Origin of the sequence: Shinella zoogloeoides (assembly GCF_003574625.1) — a bacterium.
GTDB classification, from domain to species: domain Bacteria; phylum Pseudomonadota; class Alphaproteobacteria; order Rhizobiales; family Rhizobiaceae; genus Shinella; species Shinella zoogloeoides_A.
The window spans coordinates 122,419-141,884 of the sequence record NZ_QNUJ01000009.1 but is presented as its reverse complement, the minus strand read 5'-3'; the positions used below and the strand labels follow the sequence as shown (position 1 = coordinate 141,884).

General features: G+C 65.6%; 16 protein-coding genes. 10 read left to right on the top strand and 6 right to left on the bottom strand.

Annotated features, from left to right (window positions below):
* Window positions 1–7: 7 nt before the first annotated feature.
* Window positions 8–1,021: a succinylglutamate desuccinylase/aspartoacylase family protein gene (locus DSD28_RS18460; RefSeq protein ID WP_119257887.1), complete on the top strand. Its 1,014-nt coding sequence runs from the start codon at window positions 8–10 to the stop codon at window positions 1,019–1,021.
* Here the strand turns inward: DSD28_RS18460 and DSD28_RS18455 are convergent.
* On the bottom strand, window positions 1,011–2,198 hold the full coding sequence (locus DSD28_RS18455) for a hypothetical protein (protein ID WP_119257886.1): 1,188 nt from the start codon (window positions 2,196–2,198) through the stop codon (window positions 1,011–1,013). The two genes, DSD28_RS18460 and DSD28_RS18455, sit on opposite strands and share 11 nt — an antisense overlap.
* Window positions 2,199–2,568: 370 nt before the next feature.
* On the opposite strand from DSD28_RS18455, the gene purU reads away from it, so the two are divergent.
* Window positions 2,569–3,453 carry a formyltetrahydrofolate deformylase gene (gene purU, locus DSD28_RS18450; protein WP_119257885.1) on the top strand — a complete coding sequence of 295 codons (885 nt, stop codon included), beginning with the start codon at window positions 2,569–2,571 and terminating at the stop codon, window positions 3,451–3,453.
* Between the two features lie 120 nt (window positions 3,454–3,573).
* On the opposite strand, the gene DSD28_RS18445 is transcribed toward purU, so the two are convergent.
* Complete coding sequence (locus tag DSD28_RS18445) at window positions 3,574–4,857, bottom strand: NAD(P)/FAD-dependent oxidoreductase (RefSeq protein WP_119257884.1); 1,284 nt, start codon at window positions 4,855–4,857, stop codon at window positions 3,574–3,576.
* A gap of 123 nt (window positions 4,858–4,980) precedes the next feature.
* A complete protein-coding gene (locus tag DSD28_RS18440; protein ID WP_119257883.1) occupies window positions 4,981–5,874 on the bottom strand; it encodes a LysR family transcriptional regulator in 894 nt (297 codons plus the stop codon).
* A gap of 170 nt (window positions 5,875–6,044) precedes the next feature.
* Here DSD28_RS18440 and hglS point away from each other — a divergent pair, with 170 nt between their 5' ends.
* The 5 genes from hglS (at window position 6,045) to DSD28_RS18415 (ending at window position 12,766) form a co-directional block, all read left to right on the top strand.
* Window positions 6,045–7,442: a 2-oxoadipate dioxygenase/decarboxylase HglS gene (hglS, locus tag DSD28_RS18435; protein ID WP_119258016.1), complete on the top strand. Its 1,398-nt coding sequence runs from the start codon at window positions 6,045–6,047 to the stop codon at window positions 7,440–7,442.
* Between the two features lie 11 nt (window positions 7,443–7,453).
* A complete protein-coding gene (locus DSD28_RS18430; RefSeq protein WP_119258015.1) occupies window positions 7,454–8,872 on the top strand; it encodes an FAD-binding oxidoreductase in 1,419 nt (472 codons plus the stop codon).
* A 22-nt stretch (window positions 8,873–8,894) separates the two neighbouring features.
* On the top strand, window positions 8,895–10,418 hold the full coding sequence (amaB, locus tag DSD28_RS18425) for an L-piperidine-6-carboxylate dehydrogenase (RefSeq protein WP_119257882.1): 1,524 nt from the start codon (window positions 8,895–8,897) through the stop codon (window positions 10,416–10,418).
* Window positions 10,419–10,440: 22 nt separating this feature from the next.
* Complete coding sequence (locus tag DSD28_RS18420; RefSeq protein WP_119257881.1) at window positions 10,441–11,673, top strand: pyridoxal phosphate-dependent aminotransferase; 1,233 nt, start codon at window positions 10,441–10,443, stop codon at window positions 11,671–11,673.
* 133 nt (window positions 11,674–11,806) lie between these two features.
* Entirely contained in the window at window positions 11,807–12,766 is a 960-nt protein-coding gene (locus tag DSD28_RS18415) for a MerR family transcriptional regulator (RefSeq protein ID WP_119257880.1), read from the top strand.
* 134 nt (window positions 12,767–12,900) lie between these two features.
* On the opposite strand, the gene DSD28_RS18410 is transcribed toward DSD28_RS18415, so the two are convergent.
* Entirely contained in the window at window positions 12,901–14,001 is a 1,101-nt protein-coding gene (locus tag DSD28_RS18410) for a saccharopine dehydrogenase family protein (protein WP_119257879.1), read from the bottom strand.
* Window positions 14,002–14,113: 112 nt separating this feature from the next.
* Here DSD28_RS18410 and DSD28_RS18405 point away from each other — a divergent pair, with 112 nt between their 5' ends.
* Window positions 14,114–14,554 carry an Lrp/AsnC family transcriptional regulator gene (locus DSD28_RS18405; protein WP_119257878.1) on the top strand — a complete coding sequence of 147 codons (441 nt, stop codon included), beginning with the start codon at window positions 14,114–14,116 and terminating at the stop codon, window positions 14,552–14,554.
* A 61-nt stretch (window positions 14,555–14,615) separates the two neighbouring features.
* On the opposite strand, the gene DSD28_RS18400 is transcribed toward DSD28_RS18405, so the two are convergent.
* Together DSD28_RS18400 and DSD28_RS18395 are read right to left on the bottom strand one after the other, a co-directional pair.
* Window positions 14,616–15,869: an NAD(P)/FAD-dependent oxidoreductase gene (locus DSD28_RS18400; RefSeq protein ID WP_119258014.1), complete on the bottom strand. Its 1,254-nt coding sequence runs from the start codon at window positions 15,867–15,869 to the stop codon at window positions 14,616–14,618.
* A gap of 71 nt (window positions 15,870–15,940) precedes the next feature.
* Window positions 15,941–16,594 carry a GntR family transcriptional regulator gene (locus DSD28_RS18395; RefSeq protein ID WP_245424875.1) on the bottom strand — a complete coding sequence of 218 codons (654 nt, stop codon included), beginning with the start codon at window positions 16,592–16,594 and terminating at the stop codon, window positions 15,941–15,943.
* Window positions 16,595–16,773: 179 nt separating this feature from the next.
* On the opposite strand from DSD28_RS18395, the gene DSD28_RS18390 reads away from it, so the two are divergent.
* The gene (locus tag DSD28_RS18390; RefSeq protein WP_119257876.1) at window positions 16,774–18,123 is read left to right on the top strand and encodes a glutamine synthetase family protein; all 1,350 of its coding nucleotides are present in this window, start codon (window positions 16,774–16,776) and stop codon (window positions 18,121–18,123) included.
* Window positions 18,123–19,427, top strand: a complete 1,305-nt coding sequence (locus DSD28_RS18385; protein ID WP_119257875.1) for an NAD(P)/FAD-dependent oxidoreductase — start codon at window positions 18,123–18,125, stop codon at window positions 19,425–19,427. Before DSD28_RS18390 ends, DSD28_RS18385 begins: the two co-directional genes overlap by 1 nt.
* Window positions 19,428–19,466: the final 39 nt, after the last annotated feature.

The window sequence follows — 19,466 nt, the reverse complement described above, 5'->3', positions numbered from 1 at the left end:
GACCCCCATGCACAGCGGACTTGTCAACCCGATCGATTTCGCGCTGGACGGCCGGCAGGCCGGGCATCTCGCCATTCCCTATTCGGTCGACCGCTCGCCCTATTACCAGATCCGCATTCCGATCCTGCGCCTGAAGAACGGCGCGGGACCGAGCCTTCTGCTGATGGCGGGCAACCATGGCGACGAATACGAGGGCGAGCTCCAGCTCGGGCGGCTGATGCGGCTTCTCGATGCGGCGAAGATCCGCGGCGCCGTCACCATCCTGCCGATGGCGAACCTGCCGGCGGTGATGGCGGCGAAGCGCTGCTCGCCCTTCGACGGCGGCAATCTCAACCGCGCCTTTCCGGGCGATCCCGCCGGTACGCCGACGGCGCGGCTGGCGCATTTCCTCGAGCACACGCTGTTCCCGCAGCACGACGCGGTGCTCGACCTCCATTCCGGCGGCACCTCCATGGCGCATCTGGCCTGCACGCTCATCGAGCGGCAGGCCGATGCCGCGCGTTTCGAGCGCTCGCTCGACCTGATGCGGGCGATGGGCGCGGCCCATGCCTTCATCGCCGACAACGGGCCGGCGGCGCCGACCTCGATGGGTGCGGCGGGCCGTGCCGGCACGATCGGCCTTTCCGGCGAATTCGGCGGCGGTGGAACGGTGACGCCGGACAGCATGGCCTTCACGGCGGCCGCCATCGACCGGCTGCTCCTGGCGCTCGGCATCGTCGAGAAGCCCGTCCTGTCGCGGCAGGCCCTGCCCGCGCCGCCCGCGCTGCAGCTTCTCTCGCTGTCGCGGCACAGCCAGGGCATCTATGCCAGCCGGCGCGGCTGGTTCGAGCCGGCCGTCGCGCTCGGCGCGCATGTGGCGGCCGGCGACCTTGCCGGCTGGTATCACGATCTGGAGCGGCTGGACGACGGGGAAGGGGCGCTGCGTTTCGCCGAAGGCGGCATCGTCATCTCCCACCGGCTGCACACCGATAGCCAGCCCGGCGACTGCCTGATCCAGGTGGCCGAGCCGATCAGCGGCTGATCGCCGCCACCGCCTCGCCCACCCAGTCGAGGCGCTTGGCCGGAATGAGCCCGTAATTGTAGAAATTGACGCCGTCGACGCCCGCTTCGACGGCGTTTTTCACGCGCGCCGTCAGGATCTCCGGACCGTCGACCTCGGGATAGAAGACGCGAAGGCCGAGCCCGAGGAACTTGTCCGGCCCGAGCAGCGCCCGGCCGGTGCGGATGACCTCGCCGACGGCTTCGGGCGTCATGTCGTAGCAGCAGAGGATCGCCCCGTCGCAGAGCTTGCCGACGGCGGCAAGATCGACGCCGCCGAGCCAGCCGTCCTTGAGGTCGATCAGCACGATGCGCGTCGCCGGGTCGGCGGCGGCCCTGATCTCGCCGATCAGGCTCGTCACCGGCTCGCTGCGCCAGGCAAGGAAGGCGTGAAGCTCGGGATGGGCGCGGAAGGCGTCGATGCCGGCTTCCGGGAAATCGGGGAACTGCCGTTCCGGCACGGCGCGTTCGCAAAGCTCGGCGATGAAGCGGGCGACCGTCTTGCGCGCGCCCTCCACCGGCACGCCGGCCTTTTCGGCCCGCGCGGTGCAATGGTCGCAGAAGCAGAGCGAGAGCAGGAAGTCGTCCTCGGCATTGAGGCCGACGCCGTCCTTCTCGTGGTGGTATTCATGGGCAAAGCCCATGAAGTTCGGGCTTTCCAGCTCCAGCATGTCGGGCCGGTAGTTCGTCGTGATGTCGCGGACGAGGGTCACGACATAATCGCGCGCGGCGGGGCTGGAGGGGCAGAGATTGTAATAGTTGGCATTGCCGAAGGCGTTGCGGGTCACATGCCCGGGATGCAGCATGCCGAGGCGGCTGTTGTGCAGGCAGACCGTCCAGCAGGAGACCTTGAGGCCGGTCTGCGCCCGTGCCTTCGTCAGCGCCGCCAGCATGTCGCCGCGCTCGGCGACGTTCTGCGCCATGAGGGGGCGGATCATCTTGTCCCGCCAGAGGCTTTCGTCCGGCCGGAAATAGACTGTGCCGTCCTCCGGGAAATAGGCCTTCTGCCGCGGGCTGCGGGGCTGCAGGAAGCGGCCGGCATGGTAGGAGGTGGCCATGCTGACCGTGTTCAGCCGGGCGCGGCCGGCAAGATCGGCGGCGAGCGCCTCCAGCCCCTGGTCCTGGATGTCCCAAGGATAGGTCCACATGGAAAGATGCATGGCGTGCTCCCGTCTATTCTGTCCATTTTATAGAACATATGTCCATAATAGTGTCCATATGGATTTTTGCCCGGAAAGGACGAGGCTTGCATTTGTGCAAGAAAGCGCCGCCTTCGTCCTTCAGGCGGGATCACGCAGAGCGGGCCGGAACGGCGGCGGGGCGGCTTCGGGCGGGCCTGCTGGCATTTTCGACGCATTGGATGTCGCGAACCGGAGGGATTCCTTGCAAGAGCAGGCGTAGCTTTCCGCCATTGCAGGGGCTTGCGCTGCCGCGAGCGGCCTGAAATATGCACCGAGCCGTTCACGCGGCCGCAAAAAAGGGGATCGCCGGCGCCTGCCCGCAGCACCGGCCGAACGCGAGATGAGACCGATGAAAAGCTATGTGCTGACCGTAACCTGCCAATCGACCCGCGGCATCGTCGCCGCGATCACCGGCTACCTGGCCGAGAAGGAATGCAATATCGTGGATTCGTCGCAGTTCGACGACCTCGAGACGGGCCTGTTCTTCATGCGCCTCACCTTCACCAGCGAGGGCGGCGCGACGCAGGACGATATCGATGCCGGCTTCGCCCCGATCTCCAAGAAATTCGCGATGGTCCACCGGTTCCACAACAGCGACGAGCGCATGAAGGTGCTGCTGATGGTCTCGCGCTTCGGACATTGCCTCAACGACCTGCTCTACCGCTGGAAGATCGGCGCGCTGCCGATCGACATCGTCGGCGTCGTCTCCAACCATTTCGATTACCAGAAGGTCATCGTCAACCACGATATCCCCTTCCATCACGTCAAGGTGACGAAGGAGAACAAGCCGCAGGCCGAGGCGCGGCTGATGGAAGTCGTCGAGCAGTCCGGCGCCGAACTCATCGTTCTCGCCCGCTACATGCAGGTTTTGTCGGACGCCGTCTGCAAGAAGATGTCGGGCCGCATCATCAACATCCACCACTCGTTCCTGCCGTCCTTCAAGGGGGCCAACCCCTACAAGCAGGCCTTCGAGCGCGGCGTGAAGCTGATCGGCGCGACGGCGCACTATGTGACGGAAGACCTCGACGAGGGTCCGATCATCGAGCAGGACGTCGCGCGCATCACCCATGCGCAGTCGGCGGACGACTATGTCTCGATCGGCCGCGACGTTGAGAGCCAGGTGCTTGCCCGCGCCGTGCACGCTCACATCCATCACCGCGTCTTCATGAACGGCAACAAGACCATCGTCTTCCCGCCGAGCCCGGGCTCCTACAAGTCCGAGCGCATGGGCTGAAACGATAAAAGGCCGGCGTAATGCCGGCCTTTCTGTTTGCAGTGCCTAGGGCGGCTTTCGCCTGGAAGTTTCGCCGCATTCCCGAACGCAAAACCGCTTCGCACTTTTGCTGGAGATGCTCTAGAGGCGCGCGCCGGCGAAATGGGCGATCTGCGCGCCGAGTTCGTAATAGCCTTCGCGCACCGTGCGGAAGGACTGCGCCTCGGGCTCGGTGACGGGCAGCGGCAGGTCCATTTCGGCGATCTCGCCAGCAATGAGCTGGGCGAGGGTGCGGCCGAAGACCGTGCCGGGCGCGATGCCGCGACCGTTATAGCCGGAAAAGCCGATGACGTTTTCGGCAAGGCGGTGGAAGCGCGGCAGGCTGTCGGAGGTCATGCCGATCTTGCCGTACCATTCCGCCTCGAAGGCGACGTCGCCGATCGCCGGGAACAGCTTCTTCAGGGCGCGGCGCGCCCAGGCCTTGTGGATGCCGGTGCCGGTGCCGCGCAGCGCGCCGACGCTGCCGAAGACGAGCCGGCCGCGCTTGTCGAAGCGGAAGGAGGAGAGGACTTCCTTCGTGTCCCATGCGCCCTGCTTTTCCGGCAGGATCTTCGCCTGCATCTCGGCCGAGAGCGGCACGGTGGCGAAGTTGAAATAGGGAAGATGCACGAGCTCGGTGCGAACCTCGTTCCACGGGGCGACCGTATAGGCGTTGGTGGCGACGACCACCCAGTCCGCCGTGACCGTGCCGCGCGTTGTCTTGACCGTCCAGCGCTTGCCGTTTCGCTCCGCGCCCGTCACCGGGCTGCCGGTGAAGACCTTCGCGCCCGCCGTGATGGCGGCGCGGGCAAGGCCGCGCACATAGGCGAGCGGCTGGATCGTGCCGGCGCGCAGGTCGAGCAGCGAGCCCGCATAGGCATCCGTGCCGACCTTCACCGCCGTCTCCGTGGCGTCGAGCAGGCGCACCGGGGCGCCGCGGCGGGCCCATTGCTCGGCGCGCTGCTTGAGTTCGTCGAAGCCGGACTGGCCGACGGCGCAGTGCAGCGTGCCGACGGGATTGATCTCGCAATCGATGCCGTGCTTCTCGACGCGGTCGAAGACGAGGCGGGGCGCATTGCCGAGCACTTCGAGCAGGCGGCTGCCATAGACGTCGCCGAGCACGCCGGGCAGTTCGTCGGGCATCACCCACATGCCGGCATTGACGAGGCCGACATTGCGGCCGGAGCCGCCATAGCCGATTTCCGCTCCTTCGAGCACGACGACGCGCGTGCCGCGCTCGGCGAGGTGAAGGGCGGTCGAAAAGCCGGTGAAGCCGCCGCCGACAATGACGACATCCGCCTCGGTCGAGCCGGAAAAGGCGGCGGTTTCGGGGGCGGGCGGGGCAGTCATCTCCCAAAGGCCATGGGAGCGCGGATCGTTGAGCATGGTGGTGTGTCTTTTAAAGGAGGAAGATCTTCCCTTGCACAATCGGCCAAGTGCCACCATGACTAAAGCAAAAAATGCGAACGGGGTCATGCCCCCGCCGCATCAAGCCGTCCCGCAGGTCCCTCAGGGAACCTCCTTGGCGATCCAGGCGCGAAAGGCCTGGCTCAGCGGGTTTTCGAGCTTTCCCTCGGGCACGACGAGATAATAGCTGTTCTCGGTCTGCATCGGGCGGTCGAAGACGACGGCGAGGCGGCCGTTCTCCAGTTCCTGTTCGATGAGATATTTCGGCAGCAGCGCGAAGCCGAGGCCGGCGACGGCCGATTCGATGACCATGGCGAACTGGTCGAAGCGATGGCCGCGATAGGCGGTGTCGGCCAAGCCGCCGTTCAGCTCGAACCATTGCGCCCAGAGCTTGGGGCGGGTCGCGAGATGCAGCAGCGGCGCCTTCTCCAGATCCTTCGGCTCGGCAAGGCTCCAGGATTTCAGGAGTTCGGGACTTGCGGCCGGCAGAATCTCCTCGCTGCAGAGATAGGAGCAGGCCGCGCGGGCCCAGACGGGCTGGCCGTAATGGATGGCGAGGTCGAAATTCTCCTCGTCGAAATCGAACGGCGCCGAGCGGGAGGCGATGTTGATGATCGTGCCGGGATTTTCGGCGAGGAAACCCGGAATGCGCGGCGTCAGCCAGCGGCTGCCGAAGGTCGGCAGCGTGGCGATGGCGAGGCTGTGCTCGGAGGAGGCCGACGCCATGGCGCGCAGCATGGTCTCTTCCGTCTGGTGCAGCAGCTTGCGCACTTCCGGCAGGAAGCGGCGGCCGTCGTCGGACAGCACGACGCGCTGGCGCACGCGCTCGAAGAGCAGAACGCCGAGCTGTTCCTCGAGGTCCTTGATCTGGCGGCTGACGGCGCTCTGGGTGAGATTCAGCTCATGCGCCGCCTGCGTGAAGCTGCCGTGGCGGGCAGCGCATTCGAACGCTTGCAGCGTGGTGACGTCCGGGATCAGCCTGCGACTGAGCTTCATTCATTCCTCGCATCAACATAGTCAGAACGGTCGCAATCGCTTGGAGAAACGATCCGGTATTATCCGTTTTGAGAATGATCAGGGCCTCCCACCCTTCTAAAGCAATTTCCGGAAAAGTGTGAGCGCTTTTCCGGCGGAAATTGCGCAACCATGAGACGAGACTGTTCGCCATGAAAGCAAATGCACAGGTTTCTGCCGACAAGATCCGCGCGGATTTCTCTGCCGCCATGTCCGCCATGTATCGCGACGAGGTTCCGGCCTATGGCACGCTGATGTCGCTGGTCGCCGATGTGAACGCGGAGACGCTCGCCGCCGACCCGCATCTGAAGGCGCGTCTCGATGCGACGGATTCGCTGGAGCGCATTTCCGAGGAGCGCCACGGCGCCATCCGCCTCGGCACGCCGGAAGAGCTTTCCATGATGCGCCGCGTCTTCGCCGTCATGGGCATGTTCCCGGTCGGCTACTACGATCTTTCCACGGCCGGCGTGCCGGTTCATTCCACCGCCTTCCGTCCGGTCGGCGCGGAAAGCCTCAGCCGCAACCCGTTCCGCGTCTTCACCTCGCTGCTGCGCCTCGATCTCATCGCCGATGCCGCGCTGCGCGAGGAAGCGGCCGCTGTTCTGGCGGCCCGGAAAATCTTCACCGACGAGGCGGTTGCGCTGGTCGAAAAGGCCGAGCGCGACGGCGGCCTCAATGCGGTCGATGCCGCCCGTCTCGTCGCGGAAGTGCTGGAAACCTTCCGCTGGCACGACCACGCCATCGTCAGCGCCGACATGTACAGGCGCCTGCACGACGCGCACCGGCTGGTCGCCGACGTCGTCTCCTTCAAGGGCCCGCATATCAACCACCTGACGCCGCGCACGCTCGATATCGACAAGGTGCAGGCGCGCATGCCGGAAGAGGGCATCGCCCCCAAGGCCGTCGTCGAGGGTCCGCCGACCCGCAAATGCCCGATCCTCCTGCGCCAGACCTCGTTCAAGGCGCTGGAAGAGGCCGTTTCCTTTATCGGTGAGGACGGACGCTGGCAGGAAGGCTCGCACACCGCCCGCTTCGGCGAGATCGAGCAGCGCGGCGTGGCGCTGACGCCGAAGGGCCGCGCGCTCTACGACCAGCTGCTGAACGAGACCCGCGCCCGCGTGCGCCCGGCCGCCGATGGTTCCAATGCCGCCGAATACGAGGCGGCGCTCGCCGACGTCTTCAAGGCCTTCCCGGACGACTGGGACGGTATCCGCAAGGCGGGCCTCGGCTATTTCCGCTATTCACTGACCGAGAAGGGCATGTCCGTCACCGGCCGCAACACTGATCTGGAAACCGCCATCGAAGCCGGCCTCATCCAGTTCGACCCGATCGTCTACGAGGATTTCCTGCCGGTCAGCGCCGCGGGTATCTTCCAGTCGAACCTCGGCGACGATGCGACGCAGGACTTCGTCGCAAGCCCCAACCAGGTGATGTTCGAGCGCGATCTCGGCGGCGCGGTGCTGGATGAATTCGCACATTATGCCGGCATCCAGCGCGCCTCGCTTGAAATGTGCCTCGGCATCGTCAACATGGCGGCCGCCGCGGAATAATGGACGCAAGCATGATCGAGGCAGGGCATATCGAAGCGCTGAAAAGCCTCGTCGGTGAGAAGGGTCTTCTCACCGCGCCCGCCGACATGGCCGCATACGAGACCGGCGCGCGCTACGACAAGGGACGCGCCGCCTTCGTCGCCCGTCCGGCGACGACCGCGCAAGCCTCCGCCGTCGTTTCCTACTGCGTACGGAACGCCATTGCCCTCGTGCCGCAATCCGGCAATACCGGCCTCGTTTCCGGCTCGACGCCGGACGGGAGCGGAAGCCAGGGCATCCTCAGCCTCGACCGCCTGACCGCGCCCTTCGAACTGGATCGCGTCAACCGCACGGTCAGGGCAGGCGCGGGCCTTCGCCTTTCCGATCTCAACGGCAGGCTGGAGGAGACCGGCCTCTTCTTCCCGATCGACCTCGGCGCCGATCCGCGCCTTGGCGGCATGATCGCGACGAATACCGGCGGCTCGCGCTTCCTGCGCTACGGCGATGTTCGCCGCAACACGCTCGGTCTCACCGTCGTTCTTGCCGACGAGGCGGGCACCGTGCTCGACCTCTCGTCCGGCCTGCGCAAGAACAATACCGGCATCGACTGGAAGCAGCTCTTCATCGGCACCTCCGGCGCCTTCGGCATCGTCACCGAATGCGTGCTGAACCTCGAACCCGCGCCGAAACAGTCGGCGACGGCGCTTCTCGTGCCGGCCTCGGAAGAACAGGTCGCGGCCCTGCTGGTCGCCATGGAAGATGCGCTCGGCAGCTATCTCTCGGCCTTCGAGGGCATGTCCGGCAATGCCGTGCGCGCCGCGCTCGACCATGTGCCCTCGCTGCGCAATCCCTTCCAGGGCGGCATCGTGCCGGATTTCGTGATCCTCGCGGAAATCTCCCGCTCCACCCCGCCGCGCGAGGGCGAGCAGCCGCTCGACGCGGTGCTGGAGGAGGTGCTGGCCGCGATCTGGGAGCGGGAGGACGCGCCGCTGGCCGACGCCTTCGTCGGCCCGCCGCACGAGATCTGGGCGCTGCGCCATGCGCTTTCGGAAGGCGTGAAGCATAGCGGGCGATTGATCGCCTTCGATCTTGCCTTCCGCCGGGGTGACATCATGCCCTTCCTCGCCCATATGAAGGCGGAAATGCCGAACCACTTCGAGGACGTGACGATCTGCGACTTCGGCCATATCGGCGATGGCGGCGTGCACTTCAACCTCGTCGTCGCCAAGGACGATCCGCGCCTTGCCGATCCCGATTTCGAGGCGGACCTGCGCGAATGGGTCTTCACCGTCGCGGTCGAGCGGTTCGAGGGAAGCTTTTCCGCCGAGCATGCCATCGGCCGCAAGAACCAGGCCTTCTACGACAGATACACCCCGGACGAGATCCGCAGGCTTGCGGCCGGGTTGAAAACCATCACTTCGCCGGGCCCGCTCGGCGCCATCACCTTCTGAGAGACAACCAGGGAGATACCCGATGACGAAAGTCGACGTGAAAACCGAAACCGCAGCCCTTCTCGACAAGCTGGGCGTTGCCCGCGCGGCCTGGCAGGGTGGCGACATGGCCTCCTTCAGCCCGGTCAGCGGCGAGGAGATCGGCAAGCTGAAGACCGTCTCCGCCGCCGAGACGAACAAGGCGATCGACGCCGCCCACGAAGCCTTCAAAGCCTGGCGTCTCGTTCCGGCTCCCAAGCGCGGCGAACTCGTCCGCCTGCTCGGTGAAGAGCTGCGCGCCTCCAAGGCCGATCTCGGCCGCCTCGTCTCCATCGAAGCCGGCAAGATCAACTCCGAAGGCCTCGGCGAAGTGCAGGAAATGATCGACATCTGCGATTTCGCCGTCGGTCTCTCCCGCCAGCTCTACGGCCTGACGATCGCCACCGAGCGTCCCGGCCACCGCATGATGGAAACCTGGCACCCGCTCGGCGTCGTCGGCATCATCTCGGCCTTCAACTTCCCGGTCGCCGTCTGGTCGTGGAACGCGGCTCTGGCGCTCGTCGCCGGCAATTCCATCGTCTGGAAGCCCTCTGAAAAGACCCCGCTGACGGCGCTGGCCTGCCAGGCGATCTTCGAGCGCGCGCTTGCCCGCTTCGGCGACGCCCCGGCGAACCTGTCGCAGGTTCTCATCGGCGACCGCACCATCGGCGAAGCCCTCGTCGACAACCACAAGGTCGCGCTCGTCTCGGCCACCGGCTCCACCCGCATGGGCAAGGAAGTCGGCCCGCGTCTCGCCAAGCGTTTCGCCCGCTCGATCCTCGAGCTCGGCGGCAACAATGCCGGCATCGTCTGCCCCTCGGCCGACCTCGACATGGCGCTGCGCGCGATTGCCTTCGGCGCCATGGGCACCGCCGGCCAGCGCTGCACGACGCTGCGCCGCCTCTTCGTGCATGACAGCGTCTACGACCAGCTCGTTCCGCGCCTGAAGAAGGCTTACACCAGCGTTTCCGTCGGCAACCCGCTGGAAACCTCCGCTCTCGTCGGCCCGCTGGTCGACAAGCAGGCCTTCGACGGCATGCAGAAGGCAATCGCAGCGGCCAAGGCCGAGGGCGGTTCCGTCACCGGCGGCGAGCGCGTTGCCGAAGCCGGCAAGGACACGGCCTACTACGTCAAGCCCGCCATTGTCGAAATGCCGAAGCAGGCCGGCCCGGTTCTCGAAGAAACCTTCGCGCCGATCCTCTACGTCATGAAGTATTCCGACTTCGAAGCCGTGCTGGAAGACCACAATGCCGTTTCGGCCGGTCTCTCCTCGTCGATCTTCACGCTCAACGTCCAGGAAGCCGAGCGCTTCCTGTCGGCCGACGGTTCGGACTGCGGCATCGCGAACGTCAACATCGGCACCTCGGGCGCTGAAATCGGCGGCGCATTCGGCGGCGAGAAGGAAACCGGCGGCGGCCGCGAATCCGGCTCCGACGCCTGGAAGGCCTACATGCGCCGCGCCACCAACACGGTGAACTACTCGAAGGCACTGCCGCTCGCCCAGGGCGTCTCCTTTGATATCGAATAACGGCGACATCGAGTAACCGACCATGAACAGCCAGACCAAGATCGAGGAGGCGGGCTTTGTGCCCGCCTCGCGCATCGCCGCCATCGGCGTTTCGAAAATCCTGCAGATCGGCGCCCGCGCCGCTGCGATGAAGAAAGAAGGCCTGCCGGTCATCATCCTCGGCGCCGGCGAGCCTGACTTCGATACGCCCGACAACGTCAAGGCCGCCGCCAAGGCAGCCATCGACAAGGGCGACACCAAGTACACCGCGCTCGACGGCACGCCGGAACTGAAGAAGGCGATCTCGGAGAAATTCCGCCGCGAGAACGGCGTCGATTACGCGATCGACGAAGTCACCGTCGCGACGGGCGCCAAGCAGATCCTCTTCAACGCCTTCATGGCGACGGTCAATCCGGGCGACGAGGTGATCATCCCGACGCCCTATTGGACGTCCTATTCCGACATCGTGGAGATCTGCGGCGGCGTGCCGGTGCTGATCCCCTGCGACGCGGAGGCCGGCTTCCGCCTGAAGGCCGAACAGCTGGAAAAGGCAATCACGCCGAAGACCCGCTGGGTGCTCTTCAACTCGCCGTCCAACCCCTCGGGCGCCGCCTACAGCGAAGCCGACTACCGCCCGCTGCTCGACGTGCTGCTGCGCCATCCGCATGTCTGGCTGATGGTCGACGACATGTACGAGCACATCGTCTATGACGGCTTCAAGTTCGTGACCCCGGTCGCCATCGAGCCGCGCCTGAAAAGCCGCGCGCTGACGATCAACGGCGTCTCGAAGGCCTATGCGATGACCGGCTGGCGCATCGGCTATGCCGGTGGTCCCAAGGCGCTGATCAAGGCCATGGCCGTGATCCAGAGCCAAGCGACCTCCTGCCCGTCCTCGGTAAGCCAGGCCGCTTCGGTCGAGGCACTGAACGGCCCTCAGGAGTTCCTGAAGGACCGCCAGGCGAGCTTCAAGCACCGCCGCGACCTCGTCGTCTCCGCGCTGAACGCCATTCCCGGCCTTGCCTGCCGCACCCCGGAAGGCGCGTTCTACACCTTCTCCGGCTGCGCCGGCGTGATCGGCAAGACGACGCCGAAGGGCAAGCGCATCGAGGCCGACAGCGACTTCACGGATTACCTCCTCGAAGACGAGAATGTCGCCGTCGTGCCGGGCTCGGCCTTCGGCCTCTCGCCCTATTTCCGCATCTCCTACGCCACGTCGGAAGCGGAACTGACGGAAGCGCTGAAGCGCATCGCAGAGGCCTGCGCACGGCTCTCCTGAGCAGCCCACGCACCTCGCCTTTTCGACCCGCCGCAGCCAGCTTGCGGCGGGTTTTTCTTTGCCGAAACGTCTGCTTGACCCGGCCCCGGGGGCCGGCCGCATAAGAGGATGGTGAACGACAGGGAGGTGATTCGTGCGCAGGTCCGGCCTTCATCTGACCGCTGCCGAGGCGGCAAGGGAACTCGGCGTCTCGGCCAAGGCTCTCCGGCTCTACGAGCAGAATGGATTTCTGGCGCCGCTGCGCACGGCCGCCGGCTGGCGGATATACGGTCCGTCCGAACTGGCCCGCGCAAGGGAAGTCGCCGCCTTGCGACGGCTCGGGATGGGCCTCGCCCAGATCAAGGCCGTCCTGTCAGCCGGTGGCGACAATCTCGCCGCGGCGCTCGCCGCCCATCAGGCCGGCCTCGAACGCCAGCTCGATAATCTGGCCGAGACCGTGCGATCCGTGGAGGCGGTGCGAAAGCAAACGGTATCGGTGGCGGAGAGGACGATTTCGCTGGAATTGCCATGGCCCTGGGGCGGCGAGCGGTTCGAACTTCCGGCCATCACGCCTGTCACCTACATCACCGGCCCCCTGGGAAGCGGCAAGACGCGGCTGGCGCAGGCGATTGCCGAAGCCTTGCCGGATGCTGCCTTTATCGGTCTGGAGCGGCTGGCGGACAGCGACGCGGCAGTGCAGGCGCGAAGCGACAGCCATCTTCGCCGGCTTGTCGAGCAGGGCGCAAACCTCTCGCCGGCCGTGACGGCGTTGATACTCGCCATCGAAGCCTCGCAGGCGGCGGCCCTTGTCATCGATATGGTCGAGCAGGGGCTGGATCAGGCCACACAGCAGGTGCTACGGCGCTACCTGCGAAGCCGGCCTTTCGGGAAACGCCCGCTATTCCTGCTCACGCGCTCCTCGTCGATCCTCGACCTTTCGGATACTTCGGCGGACGAAACCATCCTCTACTGCCCGGCCAATCACGACGTGCCGATGGTCGTAGCGCCCCACAAGGGCGCGCGGGGCTACGAGGCGGTCGCGACATGCGTTGCCACGCCGGCCGTGCGGTCGCGGACGGAGGGCGTGATCGCCTTTCGGCCGAGCGCTGCCTGATTGCAAAAGAAAAGGGCCTCGAAGAGGCCCCATTTTTATCTGTTCGCGCCTTGCTGGCGTTCTCTCTTCCCCGCGGCCGGGCCACGATGCGAAAACGCCCCGGTCTGGCCGGGGCGTTGAAGAAGTCGGGAAAATCAGGCGGCGTGCGCGCCGCGGTTTTCCTGGGCGTAGTAGTGGCCGAAGCGGTTGGCGAGGAAGGCGTCGAGGGCGATTTCTTCCTGGCGGACGAAGCCTTCGGCGCGCAGCGAGCCGTCAGCCAGCATGTCGAGCACGGCGCAGATCGAACCTGCCGTCGTGATCTGGATGGCCGAGTGCAGGGCGCCGGCGACCGGAGCGCTGTAGACCTTGTTGGCGTAGGTTTCCTGGATCAGGCGGCCACCCTTGCGACCGGAAACGGTCACGAAGATGATCACGACGTCCTGCGTGGTGGTCGGCAGGGCGTTTTCGAAGATGTCCTTCAGGACTTCGCGACGATGGCGCAGGCCGAGGTCGTTGAGCAGCGCCTTCATGATGGCGGCGTGGCCGGGATAGCGGATCGTGCGGTAGTTCAGCGTGCGAACCTTGCCCTTCAGCGTCTCGCAGAGCGTGCCGAGGCCGCCCGAGGTGTTGAAGGCTTCGTAGGTAACGCCGTCGAGCGAGAATTCTTCACGCTCTTCAAGGGCCGGAACCTCGATCAGCGCGCCTTCGACGATGGCTTCGCAGGGCTCGATATATTCGTTGATGACGCCGTCCGTGCTCCAGGTCAGGTTATAGTTGAGAGCGTTGGACGGGTACTGCGGCAGGGCGCCGACGCGCATGCGAACGCTGTCGAGCGTGTCGAAGCGGCTTGCGAGGTCGTTGGCGACGATGGAGATGAAGCCCGGCGCGAGGCCGCACTGCGGGATGAAGGCCGTCTTGGCGTTCTCGGCGATGCGCTTGACCTGGCGGGTGGATTCGACGTCTTCCGTGAGGTCGAGATAGTGCACGCCGGCAGCGGCGGCAGCTTCGGCGATCGCGACCGTCAGGTGATAGGGGGCAGCCGAGAGAACGGCGAACTTGCCGGTGAGCAGCGCCTTCATGGCGGCAGCGTCGGCGATGTCGACGACGGCGGTCGAAACAGCCTCGTGCTGCTCGATGGCGGCCAGCTGGTCTTCCGAGCGGTCGGCGACGGTGACGCGGTAGTCCCCGCTATGGGCCAGCATGCGCGCGATGGTCGAGCCGATCTTGCCTGCGCCGATGACGACGATGTCCTTCATGTGATTACCCTCCGGCATGAATTGATGCGCCTATTTTGAGGGTGGGCACTGTCGATTTAAAGCGCCACATCTGACATAATGCGTCATCGATATCGGCAGAACGACGGTAAAAATGAGCATTTCGACGTTAGGACCCAAGGATCGCGAACTCCTCGCCATCCTCAGCGAGAACGCCCGCGAGCAGACGGCCACCATCGCCCGCAAGCTGGGCCTGTCACGCACCACCGTGCAGGCCAAGATCGACCGGCTGGAGCGCGACGGCGTGATCGCCGGCTACGGCGTCAAACTGTCCGACGCCTATGAGAGCGGCATGGTGAAGGCTCACGTGCTGATCACCATCGCGCCGAAAACCCTTGCCCGCATCACGACGGACCTGCACGCCATTTCCGCGGTGCGCACGCTGCATTCGGTCAGCGGCAGCTTCGACCTCATCGCCGTGGTGGAGGCCACGTCGATTGCGGAGCTGGACCACCTGATCGACCGCATCGGTGCCATCGACGGCGTGGAGCGCACGCTGTCGTCGATCATCCTGTCGACGCGGATCCGGCGGTAGGCGAGGAGGTGAGCGGGAAGAGCGAGGCGGCCAAGCTCAATCAAAGCAAGGCTCGTCACCTTCAGGCGATGAACCGCTCCGGCCGGTACGGCCCGATATTGATCGTCGTCCGCTCGCCGAGCATCTTCTCCGCCAGGACGCGGCCGGTGATGGGGCCGAGGGTCATGCCGTGGTGGGCGTGGCCGAAGGCGAACCAGAGGCCGACGTGGCGCGGGGCCTTGCCGATGATCGGCATCATGTCCGGCGTGCACGGGCGGGCGCCCATCCAGGGTTCCTCGTCGCGGCGTTCGGCGAGCGGGAAGAAGTCGCGGGCGACCTTTTCGGCGCGGCGAAGCTGGACCGGGGTCTTGCGCGCATCGCGCCGGGCAAATTCCGCGCCGGTGGTGAGGCGGATGCCGCGCAGCATGGGCGCGAGGAAATAGCCGCGCTCGGCGTCGAGCACCCAGTTGTTGAGCGTCGCGCCTTCCTCCGCGCCGTAGTGCATGTGGTAGCCGCGCTTGACGGCGAGCGGGAAGTGGTAGCCGAGCTTGCGCGTCACCGTATCGGCCCAGGGGCCGAGCGCGACGACGACGTCCTTCGCCTCCAGCGGGCCTTCCGGCGTGGCGATGCGCCAGCCCTCGCCTTCGAGTACATGTTCGATGGTCGCCGCGTCGCCGGATTTCAGCATGCCGCCGAGCGACTGGAAATAGGCGAGGTAGCGCTTCAGCAGGCTCTGCGGATCGCGGATCGACCAGGGATCGGTCCAGCGCAGGCCTCCAGTCAGCTCCGCGCGGATATGCGGCTCGGCGGCGGCGACCTCGGCGGTCGTCAGCTTCTGGTGGTTGACGCCGAAATTGGCCGAAAGTTTCTCCGCTTCCGCATAGGCCTTGTCCCGCTCTTTCTCCGTGCGAAAAACCTTCATCCAGCCGTCCTTGCGGATGAGGTCGTCGGCGCCGGAGGCGGCGATCAGGTCGGCATGCTCGCTGATCGAATGTTCGATGAGCGGGGCATAGAGATGGGCGATGCTCTGGTGCTGGCGGAAGCCGGAATGCCACCAGTAGCGGGCAAGGAAGGGGATGATGCCGGGGATCGCCGAGGGGTGGTAATGCGCGTCGATCGTGTTGTTCAGCGCATAGCGGAAGAGCGCGCCGAAATCATGCGGGAAACCGTAGGGATAGACGCCCTCGCGCTGGATGAGGCCGGCATTGCCGTAGGAAGTCTCTTCCGCCGGCCCGCGGCGGTCGACCAGCACAACCGACTTGCCGCGCCGCGCCAGGTGGATCGCGGTGGAAATGCCGACCACGCCCGCACCGAGAACAATGACATCCGTCTTCATCTGCATGCCCCGAGGATTCTACCTTGCCCATCAATGCATCGACGCCTCGGGCAAGGCAACAGCCGTGCAGGCTATTGGCCGGCAAGCCGCAGCAGGTTCTCGATGGCCGAGCGCTCGAAACCGCCGATCCCTTCGGAAATGTCGGCCTTGATGGCGGCGGCAACCGCATCCTCGTCGCGCTTGCGCAGCGCCGCGATCGCCTCCTGGTGGCGGTCGACGAAATAGAGCTGGGCGACATGCTCCATGGCGATGCCGAGGAAGGGGCCGAGCTGCAGCCAGACGCTCTCCACCATCGGCATGATCACCTGCTCGGGATTGGCGGTATAGAGCGTGCGATGGAATTCCTGGTTCAGCAGCAGCGCCGTCGCCTTGTCCTTGCGGGAAATCGCCTCGTCCTGCGCCTTGTCGATCTCGGCGAGCCGGTCGATGCAACGCTCGGTGATATGCGGTACGGCCCTGCGGGCGGCGTGCTGCTCCAGCATGGCGCGCAGCGCGACGAGTTCGCCGAAACGGTCGGCCGTCATGCGCGGCACCATGATGCGGCGATTGTCGAGAACGCGCAGCGCTCCCTCTGAGGAAAGGCGGCGCAAGGCCTCGCGCACCGGCGTCGGGCTCGATTCCATGGCTTCGGCGATGCCGCGGATCGTCAGCGATTCCCCCGGCCGGATCGAGCCCACCATGATCGCCTGGCGCAGGCGCCGATGCGCATATTCATGCGTCGTCATGCCTTCCGGCCGTGCCAGCGGCTCAAGCGCCAAGTTGCCCAATCCATCCCTCCTGTGACAGGCTATGGCGTGCTGCCCTGCCTTTGTGACAGGTTCTAGCAGCTTGACCGGCGACAAGAAAGTGTGCATATCTGCAAAATGTGATCACAAAAATAATTATGTGATATGGATAGGGGATCATGACGTTCAACGAAGACTCCGAATGGCTGATCAATGCCGATGGCGTGGAAAGCATCCAGGCCGTCGTCTGCGACCTCAACGGCATCCTGCGGGGCAAGCGCGTTCCCGTCGGGCAGGCGGAGAAGGTGCTGAAAGGCGGAATCCGCATGCCGCTCTCCATCGTCGGCGTCGACGTGTGGGGTGAGGACATCGTCGGCTCCAGCCATGTCTTCGCCTCGGGGGACATGGACGGCATCTGCGCGGCGACCGGCCGCGGCGCGCTGCCCGTCAGCTGGACGCTGAAGCCGTCCGCCGTCGTGCCGCTCTGGCTGTTCAAGGAGAACGGCGATCCCTTCCTCGCCGACCCGCGCCAGGCGCTCGCCCATATCGTGCGGCAGTATCACGAGCTCGGCCTTCGCCCGGTCGTCGCCTCGGAGATGGAATTCTACCTGATCGACGCCGAGCCGGACCATGCCGAGCCGCCGATCTCGCCCTATACCGGCAAGCGTCTCGATTCCGACGCCATCCTCTCCATCGACGAGCTGGACGATTTCGGCCAGTTCTTCTCCGACGTCTATGCGGAATGCGAGCGGCAGAACGTACCGGCGGATTCGGCGGTCGCCGAAAACGGCATCGGCCAGTTCGAGATCAACCTCATCCATTCCGACGACCCGCTGAAGGCGGCGGACGACGCGCTGTTCTTCAAGCGCATCATCAAGGGCGTCGCGCGCAAGCACGGCTTTGCCGCCACCTTCATGGCCAAGCCCTACGGCATGCGCTCGGGCAGCGGCATGCACATGCATTTCAGCGTGATCGACGAGGACGGCAACAATGTCTTCGACGACGGCACCGCCGAGGGATCGGCGATTATGAAGCATGCGGTCGCGGGCCTGACGCGCGGCATGGCGGAATCGACCCTGCTCTTCGCCCCGCACTACAATTCCTACCGGCGCCTGCGCCCCGACACCCATGCGCCGACCTCGATCTCCTGGGGCTACGAGAACCGCACGGCGGCGATCCGCATTCCCGGCGGCAACAACAAGGCGCGGCGCATCGAGCATCGCGTCGCCGGCGCGGACGCCAATCCCTATCTCGTCATGGCCGGCATCCTCGGCGCCGCCCTCGTCGGCATCCGCAACAAGTGGGAGCCGCCGGCGCCGGTCTCCGGCCGCGCCTATCTCTCGCAGCTGCCGCGTATCCCGAGCGAATGGGGTTCGGCCGTCACCGCCTTCGAGAACGGCTCGATCGTCTCGGAGATCTTCGACCAGGACCTCCGCTCCATGCTGATTGCCTGCAAGCGGCAGGAAATAGCCGGTTTTGCCGAACAGGTGACCGACTTCGAATTCAGCGCCTATCTGGAAATCGTCTGATGGCCAACAACCAGTCCTATGCCGGCAACGGCGCCTATCCCGACAGCTATTACGCTGCCTCCCGCAACATCATCCGCACGCCGAAGGTGCTGGAAGGCGCGGTCACGGCCGACGTCGCCGTGCTCGGCGCGGGCTATTCCGGCCTTTCCACCGCCATCCACCTCGCCGAAAAGGGCTACAAGGTGGTGATGGTGGAGGGCGCGGGTATCGGCTGGGGCGCGTCCGGGCGCAATGGCGGGCAGGTCGTCAATGGCCTTAACGCCAGCCTCGACACGATCAAGCGCCGCTACGGCGACCAGGCCGGCGCCTTCGTCGGCAGCCTCGTGCAGGAAGGCGGCAAGATCATCCGCCGCCTCGTCTCGCAGTACGAGATCGATTGCGACCTGAAGAACGGCAACATCTACGCCGCCTATACGCCCGCCCACATGAAGGAGCTGGAGCACAAGAAGGCGCTGTGGAAGAGCTACGGCATGGACGACCACCAGATGCTGGACAAGGCGGCCATGCGCAAGCTGGTGGATACCGACGCCTATATCGGCGGCATGCTGGACACGACCGGCGGCCACATGCACCCGCTCAACCTCACCCTCGGCGAGGCGAAGGCGCTGGAATCGCTCGGCGGCGTGATCTACGAACAGTCGCCCGTCATCCGCGTCGAGCACGAGGCCGAAAAGCCGGTGATCCATACGGCAAAGGGCAGCGTGACGGCGAATACCGCCGTCATCTGCGGCAATGCCTATCTCGGCCATGTGGTGCCGAAGCTCGTCTCGCGCGTCATGCCGGTCTCCACGCAGATGATCGCCACCGAGCCGCTCGGCGAGCGCGCCGACGCGTTGATCCCGAGCGACATGTGCGTGGAGGATGTGCGCTACATCCTCGACTATTTCCGCCTGTCGGCCGACAAGCGCATGATCTTCGGCGGCGGCACCGTCTATGGCGGCACGGACCCCGCGGACGTGCGCGCGAAAATCCGCCCGAACCTCGAAAAGGTCTTCCCGTCGCTGAAGGGCGTGAAGATCGACTATGCCTGGAGCGGCAATTTCGCGCTTTCCTTCTCGCGCGTGCCGCAGATGGGCAAGATAGGCAAGAACACCTATTTCGCCCATGGCTACAGCGGCCACGGCGTCACCGGCTCGCACCTCTTCGGCAGGATCCTCAGCGAGGCGATCCACGGCGACCTGTCGCGCTTCAGCCAGTTCGAGAAGCTGCCCTGGATCCCCTTCCCCGGCGGGCGCATGTTCCGCGCGCAGTATTCGACCATCGGTTCCTGGTGGTACCAGTTCAAGGACGCCTTCGGGCTTTGAAAACCGTCCAGAAACGAAAACGCCCGGCGAGAGCCGGGC

Excerpts from the sequence above, each read along its gene's own strand:
- DSD28_RS18460 (WP_119257887.1), top strand. The coding sequence starts at position 8 with ATGCACAGCGGACTTGTCAACCCGATCGATTTCGCGCTGGACGGCCGG.
- DSD28_RS18455 (WP_119257886.1), bottom strand. The coding sequence starts at position 2,198 with ATGCATCTTTCCATGTGGACCTATCCTTGGGACATCCAGGACCAGGGG.
- purU (WP_119257885.1), top strand. The coding sequence starts at position 2,569 with ATGAAAAGCTATGTGCTGACCGTAACCTGCCAATCGACCCGCGGCATC.
- DSD28_RS18445 (WP_119257884.1), bottom strand. The coding sequence starts at position 4,857 with ATGCTCAACGATCCGCGCTCCCATGGCCTTTGGGAGATGACTGCCCCG.
- DSD28_RS18440 (WP_119257883.1), bottom strand. The coding sequence starts at position 5,874 with ATGAAGCTCAGTCGCAGGCTGATCCCGGACGTCACCACGCTGCAAGCG.
- hglS (WP_119258016.1), top strand. The coding sequence starts at position 6,045 with ATGAAAGCAAATGCACAGGTTTCTGCCGACAAGATCCGCGCGGATTTC.
- DSD28_RS18430 (WP_119258015.1), top strand. The coding sequence starts at position 7,454 with ATGATCGAGGCAGGGCATATCGAAGCGCTGAAAAGCCTCGTCGGTGAG.
- amaB (WP_119257882.1), top strand. The coding sequence starts at position 8,895 with ATGACGAAAGTCGACGTGAAAACCGAAACCGCAGCCCTTCTCGACAAG.
- DSD28_RS18420 (WP_119257881.1), top strand. The coding sequence starts at position 10,441 with ATGAACAGCCAGACCAAGATCGAGGAGGCGGGCTTTGTGCCCGCCTCG.
- DSD28_RS18410 (WP_119257879.1), bottom strand. The coding sequence starts at position 14,001 with ATGAAGGACATCGTCGTCATCGGCGCAGGCAAGATCGGCTCGACCATC.
- DSD28_RS18405 (WP_119257878.1), top strand. The coding sequence starts at position 14,114 with ATGAGCATTTCGACGTTAGGACCCAAGGATCGCGAACTCCTCGCCATC.
- DSD28_RS18400 (WP_119258014.1), bottom strand. The coding sequence starts at position 15,869 with ATGAAGACGGATGTCATTGTTCTCGGTGCGGGCGTGGTCGGCATTTCC.
- DSD28_RS18395 (WP_245424875.1), bottom strand. The coding sequence starts at position 16,594 with ATGACGACGCATGAATATGCGCATCGGCGCCTGCGCCAGGCGATCATG.
- DSD28_RS18390 (WP_119257876.1), top strand. The coding sequence starts at position 16,774 with ATGACGTTCAACGAAGACTCCGAATGGCTGATCAATGCCGATGGCGTG.
- DSD28_RS18385 (WP_119257875.1), top strand. The coding sequence starts at position 18,123 with ATGGCCAACAACCAGTCCTATGCCGGCAACGGCGCCTATCCCGACAGC.